This is a genomic window from Comamonas sp. GCA5 (assembly GCF_036541385.1).
GTDB classification, from domain to species: domain Bacteria; phylum Pseudomonadota; class Gammaproteobacteria; order Burkholderiales; family Burkholderiaceae_C; genus Comamonas; species Comamonas aquatica.
In genome coordinates, this window is record NZ_JAZHFR010000044.1 from 1 (window position 1) to 21,840 (window position 21,840).

Below are 21,840 nucleotides of genomic sequence, written 5' to 3' on the forward strand. Positions count from 1 at the left end.
GGCGCCCGTCAGTCCCGCGGCGGCCAGGCTGCCCCGGCCTTGCGGGCCGCGGATGCCCAGGCCGTGCGCGTCGTCCAGCATCAGCAGGGCGTCGTAGCGTTCGCACAGGGCCAGCAGGCCGGGGATGTCGGCCACATCGCCATCCATGCTGAACACGGCATCGCTGACCACCAGCTTGCGGGCGCAGGGGCTGGCCGCCAGCAGGGCCTCCAGGGCGGCCAGGTCGCCATGCGGGTAACGCTGGATGCTGGCGCGCGACAGGCGGCAGCCGTCGATCAGGCTGGCGTGGTTCAGTGCGTCCGAAAAAATGCCATCACCCGCACCGACCAGGGCCGGAATGACGCTGGCATTGGTGGCAAAGCCGGCATAGAAGTACAGCGCACGCGGCAGCTGCAGGAACTGCGCCAACTCCTGCTCCAGCGCCGCATTCGCCGTGCTGTGGCCGCTGACCATGGGCGAGCCGCCCGAGCCCACGCCAAAGTGCAGCGCCGCATCGCGCGCGGCCTCGATCAGTGCCGGGTGCAGGGCCAGGCCCAGGTAGTCGTTGCTGCAGAACTGCAGCATGGGCTGGCCGTTGACGGTGATGTGCGCACCCTGCTGCGGCGCCACGGTGCGGCGGGTGCGGCGCAGTTGCTGGGCATCCAGCGCCGCCAGCTGCCGGGGCAGGGCCTGCAGCCAGGAGGTGGGAGAGAGGGTGTTCATGGCTGGGAGTCCTTTCGAGCAGCCGCTGCCCCTTGGGGGCACGGCGACCACACGCCGTGGAGGGTGTGGGAGGGCGGGGTTATTGCCACGCGAGGGGCAGTTGGACGGGGACGGCGCGCGCATCGGGCTGCGCTTGCCAGGGAATGTCGGCCAGCAGCGGTGCACCCAGGTGCTGGCGCAGGTAGGCCAGGTTGGCCTCGGGTTCGCGCATCTGCGGATCGACGCGGCTGGCGATCCAGCCCGCCAGCGGCAGCCCGCTGGCGCGGATGGCATCGGCCGTCAGCAGGGCGTGGTTGATGCAGCCCAGCCGCAGGCCCACCACCAGCACCACCGGCAACTGCAGGGCCACGGCCAGATCGGCGATGCGCAGGCGGGGGGACAGCGGCACCTGCCAGCCGCCTGCGCCTTCCACCACCACGGCATCGGCCTGGGCCGCCAGCTGCTGGTAGGCCTGCAGGATGGGCGCCAGCTGCACGGTGACGCCCGCACGGTCGGCAGCGATGTGGGGCGAGACCGGGTCGGGCAGCAGCACCGGGTTGTCGAGCTGCGGCGGCACCACCAGGGTGGAGGCCGCGCGCAGCGCCAGGCTGTCCTCGTTGGCCCAGCCGCCCCGGCCATCCGGCTCGGCCCCGGACGCCACCGGTTTCATGCCCACCACCCGGCGGTGGTGCCGCGCCAGGGCGTGCAGCAGGGCGCAGCTGGACAGGGTTTTGCCGACGCCAGTGTCGGTGCCGGTGACAAAGCAGGCAATCATGGTTGGGGCTCCTGATCAGTGTTTTTTTAGGTGGGATGTGGTTGATTTGACGGCAGAGGCCGGGAGTTCGCCCCGGCGGCCGAGTGACTTTCTTGTCCGCGACAAGAAAGTCACCAAAGAAGCGCGTCTGCCGACGGCTGTCCGGCGGAACTCGCTGCGCGCCTGTGGCGCTACGCTCACACAGCCGCCGGAAATCAGAAGGACTTCCAGGCAGTGCGCGACGCCTGCGCGCGCAAGGGAGGCGCTGTGCTGCTTCACTTGTGCATGCTGCATCGCGGTGCTGGTTCTCCCTGCAGACCTGCCGCAGCAGCGCTGCGAGACCGGGCTGCCATCCAGTCCCTGACTTGCCGTGGCTGCCTGAGCGCAGCGCACCAGCGCGCAGCGAGTTCCACGGCAGGTATCGCTAAGCGCATCTTGGGTTCCTTTCTGGGCGCCACCAGAAAGGCACTCGCCCGCCGGGGCGAACCCCCGGCCTCTGTCCTGCAACACGACAAGCTGTTTGCCAAGCCACCGTATCCAAGCCGAATGCTTATGCATCGTTTAGGCCTCTAGCGCTTGATGCAACTACGCTGAAAGCTCTGCTTCTTGCAGCAAGCAGTCCTCCAGCGCTGCCAGCGCCTGGGTTGCCAGGTGCTGCACCTCGTCGGCATCCAGCACATACGGCGGCATGCAGTACAGCGTGTGGCCGATGGGCCGCAGCAGCAACCCGCGGGTGCGCGCGGCGGCGTGGTAGCGCTGGGCAAAGTCGGGCAGCGCCGTCTCTACATCCCAGGCCCAGACCATGCCCATCTGGCGGGCGTGGCGCACGCGCGGGTGGGTGTTGAGCGGGGCGAAGGCGGTGGTCAGCTGCGCCGCCAGCGCGCGGTTGGCCTGCAGGGTGTCGAGCTGCTCGAACAGCTCCAGTGTGGCCAGCGCGGCGCGGCAGGCCAGCGGGTTGCCGGTGTAGGAGTGCGAGTGCAGAAAGGCCCGCGCCGCCTCGGTGCCGTAGAAGGCCTGGTACACGGCGTCCGTGGTCAGCACCGCCGACAGCGGCAGGGTGCCGCCGGTCAGTCCCTTGGACAGGCAGATGAAATCCGGCGTGATGCCGGCCTGCTGGTGGGCAAACAGGCTGCCCGTGCGGCCAAAGCCGGTGGCGATCTCGTCGACCACCAGGTGCACCTGGTAGCGGTCGCACAGCGCGCGTGCCTGGCGCAGGTAGGCAGGGTCGTACATCGCCATGCCGGCGGCGCACTGGATCAGCGGCTCCACGATCAGCGCGGCGGTCTGTGCGTGGTGCTGCTGCAGCCAGGCCTCCAGCGCCGCAGCGGCGCGGTGGGCCACGTCGGCAGCGGTTTCACCGGGCTGGGCGGCACGCGCATCGGGGCTGGGCACGGTGGCGGACAGGCGCACCAGGGGCGCATAGGCGCTGCGGAAGATGGGCACGTCGGTGACGGACAGCGCCCCCACGGTCTCGCCGTGGTAGCCCCCGGCCAGGCCGACAAAGGCGTTCTTTTCGGGCCGGCCGACGTTGCGCCAGTAGTGGGTGCTCATCTTGAGCGCCATTTCGGTGGCCGACGCGCCATCGCTGCCATAGCTGGCGTGGCCCAAGCCGGTCAGTGCGGCCAGCTTTTCCGACAGCTCGACCACGGCCGCGTGGGTGCAACCGGCCAGCATGACGTGGTCCAGCTGCTGCAGCTGATCGGTCAGTGCGGCACGGATGTGTGGGTGGCTGTGGCCGAACAGGTTGACCCACCAGGAGCTGATGGCATCCAGGTAACGGCGGCCTGCGGTGTCATACAGCCACGGCCCCTGTGCACGTGCCACGGCCAGCAGGGGCTCGGTCTCGTGCCGTTTCATCGGGGTGCAGGGGTGCCAGACGGCCGCGAGGCTGCGGGTGGCGAGGTCAGAGGGGGTCATCGCAATAACTCCTGAACGCGTTGCGAGAGACATGCTTCAGCCGCTGGGTTGTTAAAAAAGTAGAGCGGTTGGTGCTGGCTGGGATTGGGGTGGTTGGCTGAATGGCCTTGAACTTTTGAGAACACTTTGTGGGGTTTGTCGACGGAGGCCGGGATTTCGCCCCGGCGGCCGAGTGACTTTCTTGTCCGCGACAAGAAAGTCACCAAAGAAGCGCGTCTGCCGACGGCTGTCCGGCGGAGCTCGCTGCGCGCCTATGGCGCTACGCTCATACAGCCGCCGGAAATCAGAAGGACCTCCTTGAGGTGCGCGACGCTTGCGCGCGCACTTTGGCGCGTTGCCTTTTCACTCGTGCATGCTGGAGCACAGCGCTGGTGCTTCGCAGGCCTGCCGCAGCTTTGCTGCGAGACAGGCATGCCATCCGCCACCTGACTTGCCGTGGCTGTCTGAGCGCAGCGCTGCCAGCGCGCAGCGAGTTCCACGGCGAAGCACTTGGCAGAGTCGCTTTTGCTTGCCTCCTTTCATTTGGCGAGACAATGAAAGGAGGTCGCCCGCCGGGGCGAACTCCCGGCCTCTGTCCTTGGATACATCGCTGTAGCCAAAACAAGCTAAATCACCACCAGAACCAGACTTATCAAGCGCTATCAGCTCATCTTTTGAAAAGCTTCATTCCGCGCTGGTGGTGGTCTTCAACCCCTGCAGCCCCAGCTTGCGCAGCAACGTGGTGTCAGCCTCCACATCGGGGTTGCCCGTCACCAGCAGCTTGTCGCCGTAGAAGATGGAGTTGGCGCCGGCCATGAAGCACAGCGTCTGCACGGCTTCGCCCAGTTGCTGGCGGCCAGCCGACAGGCGCACCCGCGCGGTGGGCATGGTGATGCGGGCCACGGCAATCACGCGCACGAAGTCCAGCGGGTCCACCGGTTCGCTGTCGGCCAGCGGCGTGCCGGGGACGCGCACCAGGCTGTTGATGGGCACGGACTCGGGGTAGGGATTCAGATTGGCCAGCTGCGCGATCAGCCCGGCGCGGTGCACCGGCGCTTCGCCCATACCGATGATGCCGCCGCAGCACACGCTGATGCCGGCGCCGCGCACGGCGGCCAGGGTGTCCAGGCGGTCCTGGTACTGGCGGGTGCTGACCACGTCCTGGTAGTACTCGGGCGCCGTGTCCAGGTTGTGGTTGTAGTAGTCCAGTCCGGCCTCGCGCAGCGACTGGGCCTGGTGGGGTTGCAGCATGCCCAGCGTGGCGCAGGTCTGCAGGCCCAGGCCTTTCACGGCAGCGATCAGTTCGTTCATCTTCTCGATGTCGCGGTCCTTGGGCGCACGCCAGGCGGCGCCCATGCAAAAGCGGGTGGCACCGGCATCCTGCGCGGCCTTGGCGGCGCGGGTGACTTCCTCCACGCTCATCAGCTTTTCGGCCTTCACGCCCGTGTCGAACTCGGCCGCCTGCGGGCAGTAGCCGCAGTTCTCGGGGCAACCGCCGGTCTTGACCGACAGCAGCGTGGCCAGCTCGATCTCGCCATCGGGCCAGTGCTGGCGGTGCACGGTCTGGGCGCGGTACAGCAGCTCCATGAAGGGCAGGTCCAGCAGTTGCTGGACGGCCTCGACCGACCAGCGCTGGTGACCGCTGTCGGTGACGGGGGCGGCAGGCTGGTGCCAGTGCATGGGCTGGGCCACAGGGGGGGCGCAAGTCTCGCTGGGGTGGGACATGGAATGGTTCCTCGAAAAGCCTGCAAGCAGGGATGCCATTCATTGTCAGCACAAAAAATCGATTGTCCGCAGCGAAAAGTTGGTGGCTGGGTTTGGCAGGAGATGCTGTGGGTTGGGTTAATTTTGGCGGTTGAATAAAGGAAGTTGGCTGGTTTTGCAGGGGTGTTGTCAGCGGGCTTTGGCTTTTGTGTGCAACGTGCAGCGATTGGCGCTCAATTGCAGGGAGTGGACGGGCCGCAGTTGCATCAATTGCTGCAAAAAGACGGCATTTATCGGTATGAATTCGCGGTAGTTACGGTTTTTGGCAAAAAATCCAAAATATTTTGTATGGTGAAATGAAAAAACTGCAGCCCCTGAAAAACAGTGGTTAAAAGTTGAGTGAATTAAAGGGGAATGGCGGTGTGGTGCTGGGGTTTCAAAAACCATAGCGGAATGCGTAGTCTTTGCAGGGTGTGCCGCCTGTTTGGATGGTGACTGCGTGGAACAGATAGATGCCTGGTGTGCGTCATCAGGTCGACAAGGCCTTGCGGTCTTGTGGGGTGGTGGCGGGTATGGCGCCGTCAGCGGAGCCGTAGTAGGGCACGGTGGAGGGTGTGTCCAGTCCGGCCTAGTCTTCCCTGCAACTAGGTGGTGTGGTGATGCCTGTGCCGGAGTGCACGGTGAACCGTGGGGCAAGCCGGTGGCCCTGGTGGCCGTGCGCAGCGTGCAACGGTGTTCGGGTGGAAGGGGGCGGTGGCCGTCTTGCGGAGGCGGCGGGGTTGGCGATGCCCGACGGAGCGCTGCGCGGGCCAGTGCCTCGCCTTTCGCGCTTGCTCGCCCTCAGTCGCGCTCGTACAGCTCTTCTTCGAGTTCCAGCGGGGCGCTGGCGGTCGTTGCGGCTGGGCGGTAGGCCAGGCGCACGTAGATGGGGGCGTAGGCCTCGGCCTGGGTGATTTCGATCAGGGTTTCCTTGCCCAGCTCCAGCAGGGCAATGAAGGTGACGACCAGCACGGTGCTGCCCTTGCTGGGGTCGAAGATGCGCTCGAACTCCACAAAGCGCTGGCCTTGCAGCTGTTTGAGGATCTGGCTCATGTACTCGCGCACCGACAGCTCTTCGCGCGTGATGCGGTGGTGCTGGACCAGCTTGGCGCGCTTGAGGATGTCGCGCCAGGCGGCTTGCAGCTCGCCCACCGCCACATCGGGAAAGCGGGGCTGCAGGCTTTGCTCGATGTGCACCTGGGCCTTGAGGAAATCGCGCCCGTACTGCGGCAGGGTGCTGATCTGCTGCGCGGCCAGCTTCATCTTCTCGTACTCGAGCAGACGGCGCACCAGCTCGGCGCGCGGGTCTTCGGCTTCTTCCTCGCCCTCTTTCTTCTTGGGCGGCAGCAGCATGCGCGACTTGATCTCGATGAGCATGGCCGCCATCAGCAGGTACTCGGCCGCCAGCTCCAGGTTGCGGTTGCGGATCTCGTCCACATACCGCAGGTACTGCTGGGTCACCGCCAGCATGGGAATGTCGAGGATGTTGAAGTTCTGCTTGCGGATCAGGTACAGCAGCAAGTCCAGCGGGCCTTCGAACGCTTCCAGGAACACCTCCAGCGCATCCGGCGGGATGTAGAGGTCGTTCGGGAGCTTGAACAGCGGCTCCCCGTACAGGCGCGCCAAAGCCACCTGATCGACCACGTCGGGCATCAGGTCGGCGTTGGCCGATGCCGCCGTGGCAGGCAGCTCGGCAGGTGCGGTGTCGGGGGCGCTATCGCTCATGCGGATTCAACAACAAGAGCGCCCGGCGCTTGCTGGGGAAGGGCCGGGCCATGAAAACACGGACAAAGTGCTTTCAGTTGTGGGTCTGGTAGACGTAGGGCTGCTGGGCCACACGGGCTTGCTCGGAGTCGGCTTGCACTTCGTAGTTCACCTGCTTGTCCCACAGCAGGGCGCGGCCGGCCAGTTGCAGGGCTTCCAGCTGGGGCTTGTCCTTTTTCATCTGGTTGATGAAATCGGTGACTTCGGATGTGTAGTGGGGACGGGCAAAAATGGACATGGACTGGTAACCTCTCTGGATCAAGGATTCTACCGGGACCACTGTCCATGAACTTTTTCAACCGTCTGACGGCCACCGTGGCAGCGGTGGCCACCTGTGTGCTGACCCTGGTGGGCTGTGACCAGCAGAAGATCGACACGCTGGAAGAGGGGCTGTCCACGGAGGTCGACGTGCGCAAGGCCTTTGGCGAACCCGAAACCATCTGGCCTGAAACCGATGGTTCGCGCACCTTCGAGTACCCCCGCCAGCCCATGGGGCACCGCAACTACATGATCACCATCGGCCCCGATGGCGTGATGACGGCCCTGCGCCAGGTGCTGACCCCGCATGTGTTCGAGCAGGTGCAGCCCGGGATGACGCAGGAGCAGGTGCGGCGTTTGCTGGGCAAGCCGGCCCAGCGCATGACCTACGAGCGCAAGCAGGAGACCGACTGGGACTGGAACTGGATCGACCCGCCCAACCAGGAGATGGAGTTCACGGTCACTTTTGGTGCGAATGGCTCCGTGAAGAAGAGCGGCAGCCGCATCAAGCAGCAGCAAGGCGACCGCTGAGCCCAGGCGGGCGATGGCGCGCAGGACCGGAAAATGCTCTAATTGTTGCGTTGCAGCAAAATACCTGTCAGCGCCGGGACCCGGTGCTGCGTTGTGAGTCCTGCACCCCTGGGTCGAATCCGGGTGGCGCATTTCTTGCTTGATTGCAGCATTGATGTATGCGGGGCGGCCACAAGCCGGCTCCCCAGAAAAACGGTACCCGCCATGAGCACCACCACCACTTCGCCCGTTTCCGAGCCTGCGCTAAGTGCGCCAGCCTCTGCCCCTGTCCAGGTCGCCCGGCACGGCCGCTATGAAGATGCCCAGGCCCTGTTCTCGGGCTCGCTGTTCGTTGGCATCGCCATGATGATGTATGCCCAGGCCGGGCTGCTGACGGGCAGCACCGCCGGTCTGGCCTTCGTGCTGCACTACGCCACGGGCGTGTCCTTCGGCGGCATCTACTTCCTGATCAATATCCCGTTCTACTGGTTCGCGTGGAAGTACGTGGGCCGGGAATTCACGGTCAAGACCTTTCTGTCGGTGGCCCTGCTGTCGGTGATCACCGAGTTCGGTCCGCAGTTCATCCACATCGATTACCTGCACCCCGCCTTTGCGGCGATTGCGGGTGGGCTGCTGATGGGCACCGGCGTGCTGTTCCTGGCGCGGCACCGCTCCAGCCTGGGGGGCGCCACCATCGTCTCGCTGTATGCGCAGGACCGCTGGGGCATCCCGGCGGGCAAGGTGCAGATGGCCATCGACTGCGTGGTGGTGGCCCTGGCGCTGTGGGTGGTGCCCTTCGAGCGCGTGGCCTGGTCGGTGCTGGCCGCCGTGGTGATGGGGATTTTTCTGGCCGTCAGCCACCGCCCCGGGCGTTATGCCGGTCAATAAAGAGAGCTGATAGCGCAATACAGATAAGGGCTGGAAGGCTATTTGATACATAAAAGCCCCGCAGGCGCAACATCTGCGGGGCTTTGTCTTGGGCTGGGTGGGCTGCGATGCGCTCAGCCCACCGTGATGGTCTTGCTGGCCGTCAGCGTGGCGCCCTGGTCGTCCTTCCAGAACATGGTCAGCTCGCCGCTGTGGCGTGCCTTGAAGGTGAACTCGATATAGGGGTTCTGGGCGATGGAGGTGCCGGGGGCCCAGGTGAAGATCAGCTTGCCGCCGAGCTTGGCCTCGAAGTGGCTGAGGATGTGGCGCGGGCGGGGCTTGCCGGTGGAGGGGTCGACGCGTAGGCCGGTTTCCATGACGTGCTCCATCTGCGCGCGCACGCGCAGGATGTCGCCGGCCTTGGGCTTTTCATTGCTGACCCAGACGCGGGCCGGTTTGTTCATGCTCATGGTGTGGCTCCTTTCACATGCCGCAGCCGCTGGCGGCCACGGTGACGGCCTGCTTGGCCGCCAGGACCTTGCCGCTCTTCATGCGCGCCAGCACGTGCACGGTCTGCGACTGGCTCAGGCGGATGCGCACGGCCGCCTCGGCTGTGCCGGTGTCGGCGGTGAACTGCATGCGGCAGGCCAGCGGGATGGGGTTGAGCTCGGCCACCACCATCAGCTCCTCGCACCAGTCCTGCTCGGTGATCGGCAGGGTGACCTTGGCCTTGACGGGCACGGCGCTGGGGTTGTCGGCCAGTACCGGCACGTCCAGCTGCAGCCCTTCGGCCTGCGGCGTGGCGCTGCCGATGAACTGCTCCATGGTTTTCTTGAATTCCACGGGGTTGGGGGCCAGGGGGCCGACCAGCGGCGTTTTCGCCGTGGCTTGGGCCAGTGCCGCACCGGGCAGGGCCAGGCTGGCCCCTGCGGCGGCGGCGCCGGCCACCAGGTGGCGGCGGGTCAGGGAAGGTGCAGGTTTCATATCAGTGCGGGGAGACGATCTGGAGGGTGCGTGGGGGCTGTCGCGGGCCTCCACCGTCCGGCCGGGGCCGCAGGGTGGAGGGCGCGCTGCGCTCAGATGCCGAGGAAGTCGCTGAACTTGCCGTTGATCCAGGCAAAGTCTTCCTTGACCAGATCGGGCGTGCGCACGTCCATGTCGATCTGGGTCTGGTTGACCTGGCCGTTGGCGTCCACTTCGTATTCGAACTTCACCGAGATTTCTTCCTGTGGGTCGCCATTGACCATCATGTAGCACAGGTTGTCGGGCAGCAGCGGGGTGACCTCCTGGCCGGCCACGCGCTGGGCGATGTTCTTGGCCACGATCTTACCGATGTAGTTGGCCACGTGGGCGCTCTTGGGGTAGTGGCCGAACTGGGGCGAGATGGCCCCCATCAGGTCGCCCACGAAGTACACGCGGTCGTCGCTGTTGGCGGTGAAGTAGCGCACGTTCATGTCGGCCCAGCCCGTGGGCTTGCCGTCGGGGGTCTTGCCGATCAGGTCGGCCCACCACACCATCTCGGCGGCCTGGTGGGGCGGCATGAGGATGGCGTCGTCGAACTGGAACTCGCCGGCCGCCGTCTTGATGCGCTTGTTGAAGGGGTCGACCTCCTGCACGCGGGCGTTGGGCACGTGGGTGATGATGTCTGCGTACAGCTCGTCGAAGGCCTGCTTGTAGCCCACGCCGATGGGCGCGATCTTGGGCTTGGGGTCCAGGATCAGGATCTTGCCGGGGATCTTGTGCTTCTTGATGTGCCAGGCGATCAGGCAGGCGCGCTCGTAGGGCGAGGGCGGGCAGCGGTGCGGTGGCGGGGGCAGGGTCATGACCAGGGTGCCACCCTTGAAGTTCTTGACCTTGCTCTTGAGTGCCAGCATCTCCTGGTTGGGGATGTAGGCGTTGGGAAAGTGCTTGCGCGTGTAGTCGATGGCCTTCTGGTCGTTGCCGAACCAGGCTTCGTAGTCGTTGCGGATGCCGCCGGACAGGATCAGGAAGTCGTACTCGATCAGGCCGTGGGCGGTGCGCACCAGCTTCTTGTCGCGCTCGAAGCCGGTGACCTCGGTCTGCAGCAGCTTGTAGCCGTACTTGTTGGCGGAGTGCAGCATGTCGCGGTTCACGAAATCGGTGTTCACGATGTCGATCAGCCACTTGTTGCTCATGGGGCCGGACCAGAACGTGGGGTTGCGCTCCAGCAGCACCACGTCGGAGTTGGGGATCAGCTCGCGCAGGTAGCGCGCGGCCGTCATGCCCCCCCAGCCGCCGCCGCAGATCACGATGCGCGGGCCCTTGCCTTCGCGCGGCAGGATGCGCGACTGGGGCGTCATGATGGTCGGGGCGGCCAGCGTGGCGATGGGCACGGCCGCCGCAGCGGCCCCCAGGGCCATCGCGGGCGGGGTCATCAGAAAGTGGCGTCGTTGCAGGGTCATGGTTCCTCCTTGGGGTGGGAAATCGGGTCAATCCAATCGACAGGCCGGTGCATGCAGGTGCCGCCGCAGGGCTTGCGGCGACCAGATTGCAAAGGGAACAGGGCAGGACCATGCCGGATGACCATGCTGGTGCAACAACACGGGGCGGCGGGCAGTGTTCAGGCTCCTGGCGTGGCAGGAGCCACATCCATTGCGTCAACGAAACTCAGGGCGCAGGCTTGAGCGTTGGGCGCAAGCACTGGGGCAACCAGGTACTTGCGGGCAAGGATGGGTAAATCCCTCTCAGCCGTCACGCGGCACAAGCAGAGCTGTCTGGGGCGCGATTCTAGACCAGGGGGGCAAAAAGCTACCAATTGCAACTGGTGCGCTCGGTCAAGTGCGCCGGCCCCACAGTTGCAGGCACAGGACGCTGCCCAGCACGATGCCGGCCACGGCCGGCCCGGTGGCCCAGGCCAGGGTGGTGATGCCGGTCAGCCCCTGGCCGATCGAGCAGCCTGCGGCCAGCAGGCCGCCAAAGCCCATCAGCCAGCCGCCGATGGCGCTCCGGGCCAGCTGGGCGGGGCTGTTGAACCCTTCCCAGCGTGCGGTGCGGCTGGCCAGGGCCGCGGCCCCTGCACCCACCAGCACGCCCAGCACCATGGCCGAGGCGGCATCGAACTCGCGGCCCACGGCCACCTGCACATACAGCAGCGTCTCTGCGATGGGAGAGATGAAGCTCAACGAGGTCAGCCGGGCCGGATCGAAGGGGTCGACGCCGACCGTGGCGCTGATCCACCAGCCCACGGCCACCAGGGCGCCGATCACCAGGGCCGACAGCGCTTGCAACGGGCTGTGGCGCAAGGCCGGGCGGTACAGGGCATAGGCCATCAGCAGCAGTGCAGGAACGATAGCAAGCAGCGCATAGATGGCGCCGGCAGACCAGCCCTGGGCCTGCAAGGCATGGGACACGGTGGCATGTTCGGCGGCGGTGGGCGCCAGGCCCTGGAACCACTGGCGCAGCGGCACCAGGATGCCGGTGGAGCTGGCCTGCGCGCCCAGGGCCAGAAACACCACGGTCACGAGGGCGCGCAGGTTGCCGCCGGCCAGCAGCACCAGCGAGCGCGCACCGCATGCATTGGCCAGCACCATGCCCAGCGCAAACACGGCGCCACCGAAGAACACCCCGGCGATGGAGAAGTTGGGCCGCACGATCTGGGCGTTGCCCAGGTCCACCAGGCCGGCCCACTGCAGGCCCTGCGAGGCCAGCAGGGCCACGGCCACGGCCAGGGCGAACGCCTGCAGCGCCGGCGCGCTGCCGCGGGGCTCGGCGCCATCCAGCCCCAGGCTCTGGCGCAGGCCGCGCAACAGGCAGAAACGCCCCAGGCGCGCGGCGACACCAAAGGCCACGCCCAGGAAAAAGGTCAACCACAACAACATAGCAATTCCTCAAGCAGCGCGCATGCTAAACCAAGCGGGACACCAGGCAGAAGCCACGCATGCCAGGGGCGGACAAGCAATCCCCCGGTGCCATGCGGGGAGGCCCGTGGTTGGCGCAGTCCTGCGCCAGCCCGTCCGACCCGGGCGCCATCGGGCGGCCCAGCCCATAAAAAAAGGAGCGCGCACTGCGCTCCTTGGCATGGTAGGGGCCTGAATGCTCAGATTCTCAGGCCCGCACGGCAGGGGGATGCCCCCTGCGGTTGCCCTGGATCGCGCCCCCGGCCACCAGGGCCAGCAAGCCAGGGCTGCCCCGCAGCGGCACCCGACATCCCCTTTCCCGCCACACCCAGGGTGGTGCGCCAAGGGGGCGGGCAGCGCCCCAGGGGCGTCGCCATCAGCGGTCCCAGATGTCCGTGCTGATGGCCTTGTACCAGGCCGCGCCGTAGACGGCCTCGGCCTTGCGGAAGCCCGCATCGGCATTGGCTGGGCTGACGCCACCGGAGCCAGGCACCTCGATCAGCTTGCCGGCCTCGCTGCGGTACACGCCCGCCACCGAGATGCCGTAGTCCGTGCCGATCAGGCTGTAGCAGGTGTTGGCGAAGGCCGCCTGGGGCTGGGGCTGTCCGGTCAGCTCGGCCGCAATCGCGGCGGCAGCCACCTTGCCCTGGGTGTTGGCGGCAAAGCCCGACTTGGGCATGGGCGCGGCCTGGGTGGCATCGCCCAGCACATAGACGTCCTTCACCAGGGTGGACGCGAAGCTGTCGGGCTGGATCGGCACCCAGCCGCTGGCATCCGTGACCCCAGCGCGGTCGGCGATGAAGCCGGCCTTCTGCGGCGGGATGACGTTCAGCACGCTGGCCTGGTGCTTGGTGCCGAAGGCGGTCTCCACCACGCGCTGCTTGGCATCCACCCGCACGACCTGGCCGTCGTCCGACTGCTTGACCCATTCGATCATGTCGCCGTACAGCGCCTTGTAGCCCTGCAGGAACAGGCCCTGCTTGGAGAAGGCGTCCTTGTTGTCCAGCAGCAGGATCTTGCTCTTCGGCTTGTGCTGCTTGAAATAGTGGGCCACCATGGCCGCGCGCTCGTAGGGGCCGGGCGGGCAGCGGAAGGGGTTGGCCGGAATCACCATCACAAAGGTGCCGCCGTCTTCCATGGCTTCCATCTGCTGGCGCAGCAGCTGCGTCTGGGTGCCGGCCTTCCAGGCGTGCGGCGCCAGCTGCGCGGCGGCTTCGTCATAGCCTTCCAGCGCGCCCCAGCGCATGTCCACGCCGGGGGACAGCACCAGCTTGTCGTAGCGCAGGGTCTTGCCATTCGACAGCTTGACGCTGCGTGCTGCGGTGTCCACATCGTCGGCACGGGCGTGGACCACCTCCACGCCGGCCTTGCGCAGGCCGTCATAGCCGTGGCCAATGCTCTCGAACGAGCGCAGGCCAGCCAGGTACAGGTTGGAGAACGGGCAGGTGTAGAAGCGTTCGGCGGGCTCGACCAGGGTCACGCGCACCTGGGGGGCGCGCTGCTTCAGGTAACGCGCTGCGGTGGCGCCCCCAAAGCCGCCACCGACCACCACCACGTGGGCGGAGCCGGCCTTGGCCTGCACGATGGAGGGCAGGGCCAGCGTGGCGGCACCGGCCATGGCGCTGCCCAAAACAGTACGGCGATTCACAGTCATTGCTGGGCCTCCTTGCTGAACCATTCGGCCAGCGCCTGGATTTGTGCGTCGTCATAGCCCTTCATCAGGCGGGTCATGACCGTGGCGTCGGCGGCGGTGCCGGCCTTGAAGGCCTGCAGGCGCAGCAGCAGGTGGCGTTCACCCACACCGCGCAGCGTGGGGATGCCACCCGTGGACTGGCCGTTGGGGCCATGGCAGTTGGCGCAGGTGCCGGCGATGACCGAGATGTCCTGCACGCTGGGGCCCGCAGCGGGGGGCGTGGGTGAGGCGGCCATGGCCGCGAAAGGCGTTGTCAGCGCCAGGGCCAGCAAGGCTGGTCGCAGGGGAAGTGACAGAGGCATGCAGTCTCCTGTGGGGCTTGAGCCAGTCTCCGCGCTGCATTCGTGGGGCAGGTGGGGGACGTGCTATGTGTGTCAACAACAACCGCCGTGGCCCTGCACACAGGAACAACGGTCAAGAGCGGCGGATTCTAGGTAACAGCTTGCAACGATGGGTTAGAAGTTTCTGCGCTGTGCATATATGCCGCCCATCGTCCCCCGGGCGCAGCACAGGGCGGTAAGCGCGCGTGCAGGCTTGTTCCTAAAAAGGTGAGCTGTCGACGCTTATTCAGCAGGCGTTTTACGGCTTTTTTATGTGGATCGGTGTTGCCGGGCGAATGAAATGGATGTCGCGTTACGCGATGTCTTAATTTCCCAGTGGAGATGGTGGAGCGACGGGCGGCACCAGGCCTGCGGGGGCGGGAGTCGCAGGGGGCTGTGCGTGGGCTCCGTCCTCGGACAGTGCATCCACCGCGGCGCCCACACCGTGGCCCACCACCTTGGCCGTGCCCACGGCCACATCGGCGGCCAGTCCCACCGCCGTCGCGGTCACGCTGACCGCAGTGGCCGTCACTGCCACCACGGTGCAGCCGGGCAGCAGTACCAGGCTGCACAGACCAAGAAAAGCCCCCAGGGCACGGGGCCGTGGAGGCTGGCGAGGTGAGTCCATCACCATGTCGGCGGCCTCATCGCTGGGCCCTGGGCGCAGTGTCAGCGCCCTGCAGGGTGCGGGCCATCAGCCGATGCGCATGCCGGGCGTGGCGCCGGGGAAAGGCTCCAGCACATAGATGCCGGGGTGGGCCTTTTCATCGGCGTGGCTGGCGGCCAGCACCATGCCTTCGCTGATGCCGAACTTCATCTTGCGCGGCGCCAGGTTGGCCACCAGTACGGTCAGCTTGCCCTGCAGCTGCTCGGGCTGGTACATGCTGGCGATGCCGCTGAACACATTGCGTGTCTTGCCTTCGCCGGCGTCCAGCGTCAGCTGCAGCAGCTTGGTCGAGCCTTCCACGGGCTTGCATTCGACGATTTTGGCAATGCGTAGGTCGATCTTGGCAAAGTCGTCGATGGTGATGGTGGGGGCAATCTCTTCGCCACCGGGCTTCACGGCCTCGACCACAGGGGCGGCGGGCGGCTCGAACAGGGCGTCCAGCTGCTCCACCACCACGCGCTGCATCAGGTGTTCGTACTTGCCGATGCCATGGCCGGCACCCAGCAGGCGGTCGGCGTCGGCAAACTGCAGGGGTTGCACGCTCAGGAAGGCTTCCACCTGTTCGGCCACGGCGGGCAGCATGGGCTTGAGGTAAACCGTCAGCAGGCGGAAGGCCTCGATGCAGGTGGAGCACACGTCCTGCAGGCGGGCGTCCATGCCTTCCTGCTTGGCCAGTTCCCAGGGCTTGTTGGCGTCGACGTAGCTGTTGACCTTGTCGCACAGGGCCATGATGTCGCGTGCGGCGCGGGCCGTGTCGCGGGCTTCGTAGGAGGCCACGATGCCGTCTTTGGCATCGCGCAGCGCGGCCAGCAGGGCCTGGCCGTCTGCGCTGACCGCACCCAGCTTGCCGTCAAAGCGCTTGCTGATGAAGCCGGCAGCGCGCGAGGCGATGTTGACGTACTTGCCGATCAGGTCGGCATTCACGCGCAGCATGAAGTCTTCGGGGTTGAAGTCGATGTCTTCGTTCTTGCCGTTGAGCTTGGCGCCCAGGTAGTAGCGCAGCCACTCGGGGTTCATTTTCAGGGCCAGGTACTTCAGCGGGTCCAGGCCGGTGCCACGGCTCTTGCTCATCTTCTCGCCGTTGTTCACGGTCATGAAGCCGTGCACGCAGATCTTGGTCGGCGTCTTGCGGCCGCTGAACTTCAGCATCGCCGGCCAGAACAGCGTGTGGAAGGTGATGATGTCCTTGCCGATGAAGTGGTACTGCTCCAGCTCGGGGTCGGCCATGTAGGCGTCGAAGTTCTCGCCGCGGCGGTCCAGCAGTTCCTTGAGCGAAGCCAGATAGCCCACGGGCGCGTCCAGCCAGACATAGAAGTACTTGCCCGGTGCGTCGGGGATCTCGATGCCGAAGTAGGGCGCGTCGCGGCTGATGTCCCAGTCGTCCAGGCCTTCGCTGGTCGAGCCATCGGGGTTGGTGCGCACACCAAACCATTCCTTGATCTTGGCGGCCACCTCGGGCTGCACATGCTGGCCGTTCTGCGTCCACTCGGTCAGGAACGCCACGGCGCGCGGGTCGGACAGCTTGAAGAAGAAGTGCTCCGAGGTCTTGAGCACGGGCGTGGCGCCGGACAGGGCCGAGAACGGGTTGATCAGGTCGGTGGGGGCGTAGACCGAGCTGCAGACTTCGCAGTTGTCGCCGTACTGGTCCTTGGCGTGGCAGCGTGGGCATTCGCCCTTGATGAAGCGGTCGGGCAGGAACATGTTCTTCTCGGGGTCGAAGAACTGTTCGATGGTGCGCGTCTCGATGAAGCCGGCGGCCTTGAGGTCGCGGTAGATCTGCTGGGACAGCGCGTGGTTGGCCGGGCTGTCGGTGTTGCTCCAGTTGTCGAAGGCGATGTGGAAGCCGTCGAGGTAGGGCTTGCGGCCGGCGGCGATGTCGGCCACGAACTGCTGGGGCGTCTTGCCGGCCTTCTCGGCGGCAATCATGATGGGCGCGCCGTGGGCATCGTCTGCACCCACGAAGTTGACCGCATGGCCCTGCATTCGCTGCGCACGCACCCAGGTGTCGGCCTGGATGTATTCCATGATGTGGCCGATGTGGAAGTTGCCGTTGGCGTACGGCAGGGCGGTGGTGGCGAAAATCTTGCGTTGGGACATGGGAGCCTTCTCGTTGGGCTGTGAAAAGCAACCTTCGATTCTAGAAGCCCTGAAACCGCTGTGCAGTAAATGCGCGCATGGCCCCGGATTCACGGTTTTGATAGCTGTCAGCGCAATCTGGGTCAGGGCTGGATGGCATTTTGACCCTGAATGCCCCCAGCGCCGTGCGCGGGCCGCCCCGGCCGGGGCGCGCCTGCGCAGGCCTCAGGGCTGGGCCATCAGCGGCTTTTGCAGCAGCGTGGCCAGGGTCAGGCCCTGCAGGATGGCGATGTGCTGCGCATCGGCAAAGCGCTGCGCCGTGTCCTGCAGCGGGGCGATGCAGACATAGGCGCATTCCTGGGCGTTGTGCGCGGGCATGGCCTGGTGCAGGGCGCGCAGCGGCTCGACGCCATGGGTGCCGGCCTTCCAGCGCTTGGCCAGCACCAGTGTGGTCTTGCCGTTGCGCTGCAGCACGAAGTCGGCCGCCGCATCCTTGCAGCGCGCGACGCTGTAGCCCTCGGTGGCCCAGGCACGTTCCAGGTGCTGGGCAAACTCGTTCCAGTTCTGCTGCGCGGCCGACTCCAGCAGGGCGCGCTGCTGGGCCGGGGTGGGCTGGTCGTACTGGCGCACAAAGGCCACAAAGCCCAGGGCCCAGAAAGGCAGCGACCCCAGGATGGCGACCATCTTGTAGGGCTGGGGCACCAGGGCCGCCGCCAGCAGGGCCCAGCCCGCGCCGACGGTAAAGCTCACCCACCAGCGCGAGCGCAGCAGGATGGCGAACAGGGAGTTTTCGGCCATTTTGAATTTCATGGCGGCAGATCTTTCAAAGGGGGAAAACCGGGCGCCGGTGCGCCCCAGGAACAAGAGCCCGCTGCCCATATGGGTTGCGGGGCTCCGATAGACTCAGTGTCTTCTGATTTTCTCAGACCCCACCATCCATAAGTACAAAACAGCAATGTCCCTGACCGAACCAAGCTTGCTGGCTGCCCTGGCCAGCGTGAACGATCCGCACACCGGCACCGATTTCGTCAGCACCCGCTCTGTGCGCAATGTGCAGATCAGCGGTGGCGACGTGGCCTTCGACGTGGAACTGGGTTACCCCGCCAAGAGCCTGATTCCCGAGCTGCGCAAGGCCTTCATTGCCGCAGCCAAGACGCTGCCGGGGGTGGAGAACGTGTCGGTCAACATCAGCACCAAGGTGCAGGCCCATGCCGTGCAGCGTGGCGTGCAACTGCTGCCGGGTGTGAAGAACATCATCGCCGTGGCCTCGGGCAAGGGCGGTGTGGGCAAGAGCACGACCACGGCCAACCTGGCGCTGGCCCTGGCCGCCGAAGGCGCCCGCGTGGGCGTGCTGGATGCCGACATCTACGGTCCCAGCGTGCCCATGATGTTCGGCGTCAGCGGCAAGCCCGAGAGCAGCGACGGCAAGACCATGGAGCCGCTGGAGAACTACGGCGTGCAGCTGATGTCCATCGGCCTGCTGCTGAACAACCCCAACGAGGCCATGATCTGGCGCGGCCCCATGGCCACGCAGGCGCTGGAGCAGATGCTGCGCTCCACCAACTGGAAGGACCTGGACTACCTGCTGATCGACCTGCCCCCCGGCACGGGCGACATCCAGCTGACGCTGAGCCAGAAGGTGCCCATGACCGGCTCCGTCATCGTGACCACGCCCCAGGACATCGCCCTGCTGGATGCCAAGAAGGGCATCAAGATGTTCGAGAAGGTGGGCGTGCCCATCCTGGGCCTGGTGGAGAACATGGCCATGCACGTGTGCACGAACTGCGGCCATGTGGAGCACATCTTCGGCCAGGACGGTGGCAAGCACCTGGCGGCGGAGTGGAACATGGACTTCCTGGGCTCGCTGCCCCTGTCGATGAGCATCCGTGAGCAGGCCGACAGTGGCAAGCCCACCGTGGTGGCCGCGCCCGACAGCGAAGCCGCGCTGATCTACAAGAAGCTGGCGCGCGATGTGGCCGTGAAGATTGCGCAGAAGGCCAAGGACTTCTCCAGCAAGTTCCCCACCATCACCATCAGCAAGAACACCTGATGCCACGGCAGGTGGCCGGCCGGGCGGGAAGCCCTGCTTAAAACTTAGGCAAAGCGCCCCGGTTCAGCCGGGGCGCTTTTTTTCCGGCATGCTGTGCGCGTTTTGTCTGCTGCAGCGCCTGGGGCGCTGTTTTTGATCGTGCAAGAACAAGAGCCTGAAAATTCCGCCGGCGCTGGGCGCCGCCTGCTGCATCCCCTGGTTCAGGGGGGGCAACGGCTGGCCCGCCAGACCCGGTCCGGGTGGGCGCTGCTGCGCCAGCGGGCCACGCAGTCCCCACGCCTGCTGGCCCTGGGAGAATGGCTGCAACCACGCGTGCAGCGCATGCGCCACTGGCGCTGGCAATGGTTGGTGGTGCTGCCCGCGCTGGCGTTGGGCTATGCCCTGCTGCTGGTGCCTTTCACCCCCAGCATCAGCGACATCCGCAAGGCCAAGCTGGAGCAGCCCGCCCAGGTGCTGACGGCCGACGGCAAGGAGCTGGCGCTGTTCAAGCGCAGCAACCGCCAGTGGGTGGGGCTGGACGAGATTGCTCCGTCCGTGGTCCAGGCCCTGATCGCCACCGAGGACCACCGCTTCTACGAACACCACGGCATGGACCTGTGGCGCACGGCGGCGTCGGTCTGGCACTCGCTGCGCGGCGATCTGCAGGGCGGCTCCACGCTGACGCAGCAGCTGGCGCGCAACCTGTACCCCGAGGAGATCGGGCGCTCGGCCAGCGTGAACCGCAAGCTCAAGGAAGCCATCACGGCCTTCAAGATCGAGGCGCTCTACAGCAAGCCCGAGATTCTGGAGACCTACCTCAACACCGTGCCCTTCCTGTACAACGCCTGGGGCATCGAGATGGCGGCGCGCACCTACTTCGACAAGCCCGCGGCCAAGCTGTCGGTGCTGGAGGCGGCCACCCTGGTCGGCATGCTCAAGGGCACCAGCTACTACAACCCGGTGCGCAACCCCGAGCGCGCCGTGGCGCGGCGCAACACGGTGCTGGCGCAGATGGTCAAACGCGAGGTGCTGACCGCGGCCGAGTTCGAACGCCTGAAGGTGCGTCCGCTGCGCCTGGACTTCGAACGCCAGGAAGTGCCCTCGGGCATGGCGCCGCACTTTGCGCAGCAGGTGCGCAAGTGGCTGATCGACTGGGCCGACAGCCATGGCTACAACATCTATGCCGACGGACTGGTGGTGCACACCACGCTGGATGCCCGCATGCAGGCCTGGGCCACCCAGGCGGTGCGCAACCACACGCGTACGCTGCAAGGCATTGCCAACACCAACTGGAGCAAGCGCGACGGCTGGAACCCCGACAACCCGCTGGTGCACAGCCTGGTGCGCGAGACCACGGCCTATGCCGCCCTGCGTGAAAAAGGCCGCAGCAGCCAGGAGGCCCTGCAGGAGCTGCTGGGCGACAAGGCCTTCCTGCAGCAGTTGCGCCAGGACAAGCTGCGCCTGGAAGCCGGCTTTCTGGCCATGGACCCCGGCACGGCCGCCGTGCGCGCCTGGGTCGGCAGCCGTGACTTTGCCCAGGATGCCTTCGACCACGTGCAGCAGGCACGCCGCCAGCCCGGGTCCACGTTCAAGCCCTTTGTCTATGGCGCCGCACTGCAGTCGGGCGTGCCGGCCGATGCGCAGCGCGTGGACCAGGCCGTGGAAATCACGCTGGCCGGCGGCGAGGTGTGGCGCCCCAGCGACGCCAGCCCGCCCAGCGGGCGCAGCATGACGCTGGCCGATGCGCTGGCCTATTCCAAGAACACCATCACCGCCCAGCTGGTGCAGGAAGTCGGTCCGGCCAAGGTGGCACGCCTGGCGCGCAACCTGGGGGTGCGCAGCAGCCCGCTGGAGGCCGTGCCGGCGCTGGCCCTGGGGGCCAGCCCGGTGTCGCTGCTGGAAATGGTCAACGCCTATGGCAGCCTGGCGCGCGGCGGGCAGTACCGCGCACCCCTGCTGGTCACGCGCATCGAGGACCGCCAGGGCAAGGTGCTGGCCGAGTTTGCCCCGCATCCGGCCGAACAGGTCTGGGACGAGGAGGAGAACTACGCCCTGGTCGACATGTTGCGCGGGGTGGTGGACAAGGGCACGGGGCGTGACATCCGCCGCCGCTGGGGCATCAAGGACGACGTGGCCGGCAAGACCGGCACCACGCAGAACAACGCCGATGGCTGGTTCATACTGATGCACCCCGAGCTGGTGGTGGGCGCCTGGGCCGGGTTCAACGACGGGCGCATCACCTTGCGCAGCGACCACTGGGGCCAGGGGGCCCGCAGCGCCCTGCCCATGGTGGGGGATTTCACCGCCCAGGCCCTGCGCAGCAAGCTGGTGGACCGCCATGCGCGCTTCACGCCGCCCGAGTCGTCGCACTGGTGGGCCTCGCTGGCCGATGGCGTGCGCCGCCAGATGCAGGCCTGGTGGGGCGCGGAGCGCCAGCCCCAGGCGCCGGTTCCGGGTCGCACCCCGCCGCCGGTGGCCGTGCCGGCCCCAGTGACGCCCGCGCCGGACAGCGACGTGATCGAGGAGTCCACACCACCCCTGCCGGCTTCGCAGCTGCCGCCAGCGCCACCGCCTTCCGATGCGCTGGATACCTGGATGGAGCAGTGGGCACCACCGCCCGGTACGGCACCGGACTGGGAGCAAACACCCCCGGCCGTGCTGGGGCGCCCGGTCGAAGCCCCCTGAACCCTGGGGGTGGGCGCAGCGCCCGGGGCGGGCTTGCGCT

Annotated in this window: 20 protein-coding genes; 5 read left to right on the plus strand and 15 right to left on the minus strand. The window is 66.5% G+C overall.

All coding sequences use genetic code 11. The annotated features are described in order from the left end of the window. From SJH88_RS11585 to bioB, 4 genes are all read right to left on the minus strand, one after another. A partial coding sequence (locus SJH88_RS11585; RefSeq protein WP_274754564.1) for an aminotransferase class I/II-fold pyridoxal phosphate-dependent enzyme occupies positions 1–702 on the minus strand: 702 nt, incomplete at its 3' end. Positions 703–781: 79 nt separating this feature from the next. Beyond that, on the minus strand, positions 782–1,456 hold the full coding sequence (gene bioD, locus SJH88_RS11590; RefSeq protein WP_274754565.1) for a dethiobiotin synthase: 675 nt from the start codon (positions 1,454–1,456) through the stop codon (positions 782–784). Between the two features lie 564 nt (positions 1,457–2,020). Beyond that, positions 2,021–3,352 carry an adenosylmethionine--8-amino-7-oxononanoate transaminase gene (bioA, locus tag SJH88_RS11595; protein ID WP_274754566.1) on the minus strand — a complete coding sequence of 444 codons (1,332 nt, stop codon included), beginning with the start codon at positions 3,350–3,352 and terminating at the stop codon, positions 2,021–2,023. A 663-nt stretch (positions 3,353–4,015) separates the two neighbouring features. After that, on the minus strand, positions 4,016–5,011 hold the full coding sequence (bioB, locus tag SJH88_RS11600; protein ID WP_274754580.1) for a biotin synthase BioB: 996 nt from the start codon (positions 5,009–5,011) through the stop codon (positions 4,016–4,018). 189 nt (positions 5,012–5,200) lie between these two features. Between bioB and SJH88_RS11605 the strand changes: the two genes are divergently transcribed. After that, the gene (locus tag SJH88_RS11605; RefSeq protein WP_274754567.1) at positions 5,201–5,395 is read left to right on the plus strand and encodes a hypothetical protein; all 195 of its coding nucleotides are present in this window, start codon (positions 5,201–5,203) and stop codon (positions 5,393–5,395) included. A gap of 480 nt (positions 5,396–5,875) precedes the next feature. Here SJH88_RS11605 and SJH88_RS11610 read toward each other — a convergent pair whose 3' ends face one another. Together SJH88_RS11610 and SJH88_RS11615 are read right to left on the minus strand one after the other, a co-directional pair. Further along, entirely contained in the window at positions 5,876–6,727 is an 852-nt protein-coding gene (locus SJH88_RS11610) for a segregation and condensation protein A (RefSeq protein ID WP_231499190.1), read from the minus strand. A 145-nt stretch (positions 6,728–6,872) separates the two neighbouring features. Beyond that, positions 6,873–7,076 (minus strand): DUF3460 family protein, encoded by a 204-nt coding sequence (locus tag SJH88_RS11615; protein WP_274754568.1) that lies wholly within the window; start codon positions 7,074–7,076, stop codon positions 6,873–6,875. A gap of 47 nt (positions 7,077–7,123) precedes the next feature. Between SJH88_RS11615 and bamE the strand changes: the two genes are divergently transcribed. After that, entirely contained in the window at positions 7,124–7,627 is a 504-nt protein-coding gene (gene bamE, locus SJH88_RS11620; RefSeq protein ID WP_274754569.1) for an outer membrane protein assembly factor BamE domain-containing protein, read from the plus strand. A 204-nt stretch (positions 7,628–7,831) separates the two neighbouring features. After that, positions 7,832–8,494, plus strand: coding sequence for a YitT family protein (locus SJH88_RS11625; protein WP_274754570.1), 663 nt, complete (start codon positions 7,832–7,834; stop codon positions 8,492–8,494). A gap of 113 nt (positions 8,495–8,607) precedes the next feature. Here the strand turns inward: SJH88_RS11625 and soxZ are convergent, their stop codons facing one another. From soxZ to SJH88_RS11670, 9 genes are all read right to left on the minus strand, one after another. After that, the gene (gene soxZ / locus SJH88_RS11630; RefSeq protein WP_420921739.1) at positions 8,608–8,943 is read right to left on the minus strand and encodes a thiosulfate oxidation carrier complex protein SoxZ; all 336 of its coding nucleotides are present in this window, start codon (positions 8,941–8,943) and stop codon (positions 8,608–8,610) included. A 13-nt stretch (positions 8,944–8,956) separates the two neighbouring features. After that, positions 8,957–9,457 (minus strand): thiosulfate oxidation carrier protein SoxY, encoded by a 501-nt coding sequence (locus SJH88_RS11635; RefSeq protein ID WP_274754571.1) that lies wholly within the window; start codon positions 9,455–9,457, stop codon positions 8,957–8,959. 92 nt (positions 9,458–9,549) lie between these two features. After that, positions 9,550–10,890, minus strand: coding sequence for an FAD-dependent oxidoreductase (locus tag SJH88_RS11640; protein WP_274754582.1), 1,341 nt, complete (start codon positions 10,888–10,890; stop codon positions 9,550–9,552). Between the two features lie 378 nt (positions 10,891–11,268). Beyond that, a complete protein-coding gene (locus SJH88_RS11645; RefSeq protein WP_274754572.1) occupies positions 11,269–12,312 on the minus strand; it encodes a YeeE/YedE family protein in 1,044 nt (347 codons plus the stop codon). A 394-nt stretch (positions 12,313–12,706) separates the two neighbouring features. Beyond that, positions 12,707–13,984, minus strand: coding sequence for an NAD(P)/FAD-dependent oxidoreductase (locus SJH88_RS11650; protein WP_260674001.1), 1,278 nt, complete (start codon positions 13,982–13,984; stop codon positions 12,707–12,709). Further along, positions 13,981–14,325: a c-type cytochrome gene (locus SJH88_RS11655; protein ID WP_274754573.1), complete on the minus strand. Its 345-nt coding sequence runs from the start codon at positions 14,323–14,325 to the stop codon at positions 13,981–13,983. The genes SJH88_RS11650 and SJH88_RS11655 overlap by 4 nt, the downstream gene beginning before the upstream one ends. 343 nt (positions 14,326–14,668) lie before the next feature. Then, positions 14,669–14,971, minus strand: a complete 303-nt coding sequence (locus SJH88_RS11660) for a hypothetical protein (protein WP_274754574.1) — start codon at positions 14,969–14,971, stop codon at positions 14,669–14,671. Positions 14,972–15,037: 66 nt separating this feature from the next. Next, positions 15,038–17,146, minus strand: coding sequence for a methionine--tRNA ligase (metG, locus tag SJH88_RS11665; RefSeq protein ID WP_274754583.1), 2,109 nt, complete (start codon positions 17,144–17,146; stop codon positions 15,038–15,040). Positions 17,147–17,311: 165 nt separating this feature from the next. Beyond that, positions 17,312–17,896, minus strand: coding sequence for a restriction endonuclease (locus tag SJH88_RS11670; protein WP_274754575.1), 585 nt, complete (start codon positions 17,894–17,896; stop codon positions 17,312–17,314). A gap of 145 nt (positions 17,897–18,041) precedes the next feature. Here SJH88_RS11670 and apbC point away from each other — a divergent pair, with 145 nt between their 5' ends. Together apbC and SJH88_RS11680 are read left to right on the plus strand one after the other, a co-directional pair. Beyond that, the gene (gene apbC, locus SJH88_RS11675) at positions 18,042–19,136 is read left to right on the plus strand and encodes an iron-sulfur cluster carrier protein ApbC (protein WP_043384166.1); all 1,095 of its coding nucleotides are present in this window, start codon (positions 18,042–18,044) and stop codon (positions 19,134–19,136) included. Between the two features lie 249 nt (positions 19,137–19,385). Further along, on the plus strand, positions 19,386–21,800 hold the full coding sequence (locus SJH88_RS11680) for a penicillin-binding protein 1A (protein WP_390887252.1): 2,415 nt from the start codon (positions 19,386–19,388) through the stop codon (positions 21,798–21,800). Positions 21,801–21,840: the final 40 nt, after the last annotated feature.

Coding starts and splice junctions, on each gene's coding strand:
- SJH88_RS11670 (WP_274754575.1), bottom strand. CDS start 17,896: ATGAAATTCAAAATGGCCGAAAACTCCCTGTTCGCCATCCTGCTGCGC.
- SJH88_RS11625 (WP_274754570.1), top strand. CDS start 7,832: ATGAGCACCACCACCACTTCGCCCGTTTCCGAGCCTGCGCTAAGTGCG.
- SJH88_RS11615 (WP_274754568.1), bottom strand. CDS start 7,076: ATGTCCATTTTTGCCCGTCCCCACTACACATCCGAAGTCACCGATTTC.
- SJH88_RS11650 (WP_260674001.1), bottom strand. CDS start 13,984: ATGACTGTGAATCGCCGTACTGTTTTGGGCAGCGCCATGGCCGGTGCC.
- bamE (WP_274754569.1), top strand. CDS start 7,124: ATGAACTTTTTCAACCGTCTGACGGCCACCGTGGCAGCGGTGGCCACC.
- bioA (WP_274754566.1), bottom strand. CDS start 3,352: ATGACCCCCTCTGACCTCGCCACCCGCAGCCTCGCGGCCGTCTGGCAC.
- bioD (WP_274754565.1), bottom strand. CDS start 1,456: ATGATTGCCTGCTTTGTCACCGGCACCGACACTGGCGTCGGCAAAACC.
- soxZ (WP_420921739.1), bottom strand. CDS start 8,943: ATGAGCATGAACAAACCGGCCCGCGTCTGGGTCAGCAATGAAAAGCCC.
- apbC (WP_043384166.1), top strand. CDS start 18,042: ATGTCCCTGACCGAACCAAGCTTGCTGGCTGCCCTGGCCAGCGTGAAC.
- SJH88_RS11655 (WP_274754573.1), bottom strand. CDS start 14,325: ATGCCTCTGTCACTTCCCCTGCGACCAGCCTTGCTGGCCCTGGCGCTG.
- bioB (WP_274754580.1), bottom strand. CDS start 5,011: ATGCACTGGCACCAGCCTGCCGCCCCCGTCACCGACAGCGGTCACCAG.
- SJH88_RS11610 (WP_231499190.1), bottom strand. CDS start 6,727: ATGCCCGACGTGGTCGATCAGGTGGCTTTGGCGCGCCTGTACGGGGAG.
- SJH88_RS11660 (WP_274754574.1), bottom strand. CDS start 14,971: ATGGACTCACCTCGCCAGCCTCCACGGCCCCGTGCCCTGGGGGCTTTT.
- SJH88_RS11635 (WP_274754571.1), bottom strand. CDS start 9,457: ATGAAACCTGCACCTTCCCTGACCCGCCGCCACCTGGTGGCCGGCGCC.
- SJH88_RS11645 (WP_274754572.1), bottom strand. CDS start 12,312: ATGTTGTTGTGGTTGACCTTTTTCCTGGGCGTGGCCTTTGGTGTCGCC.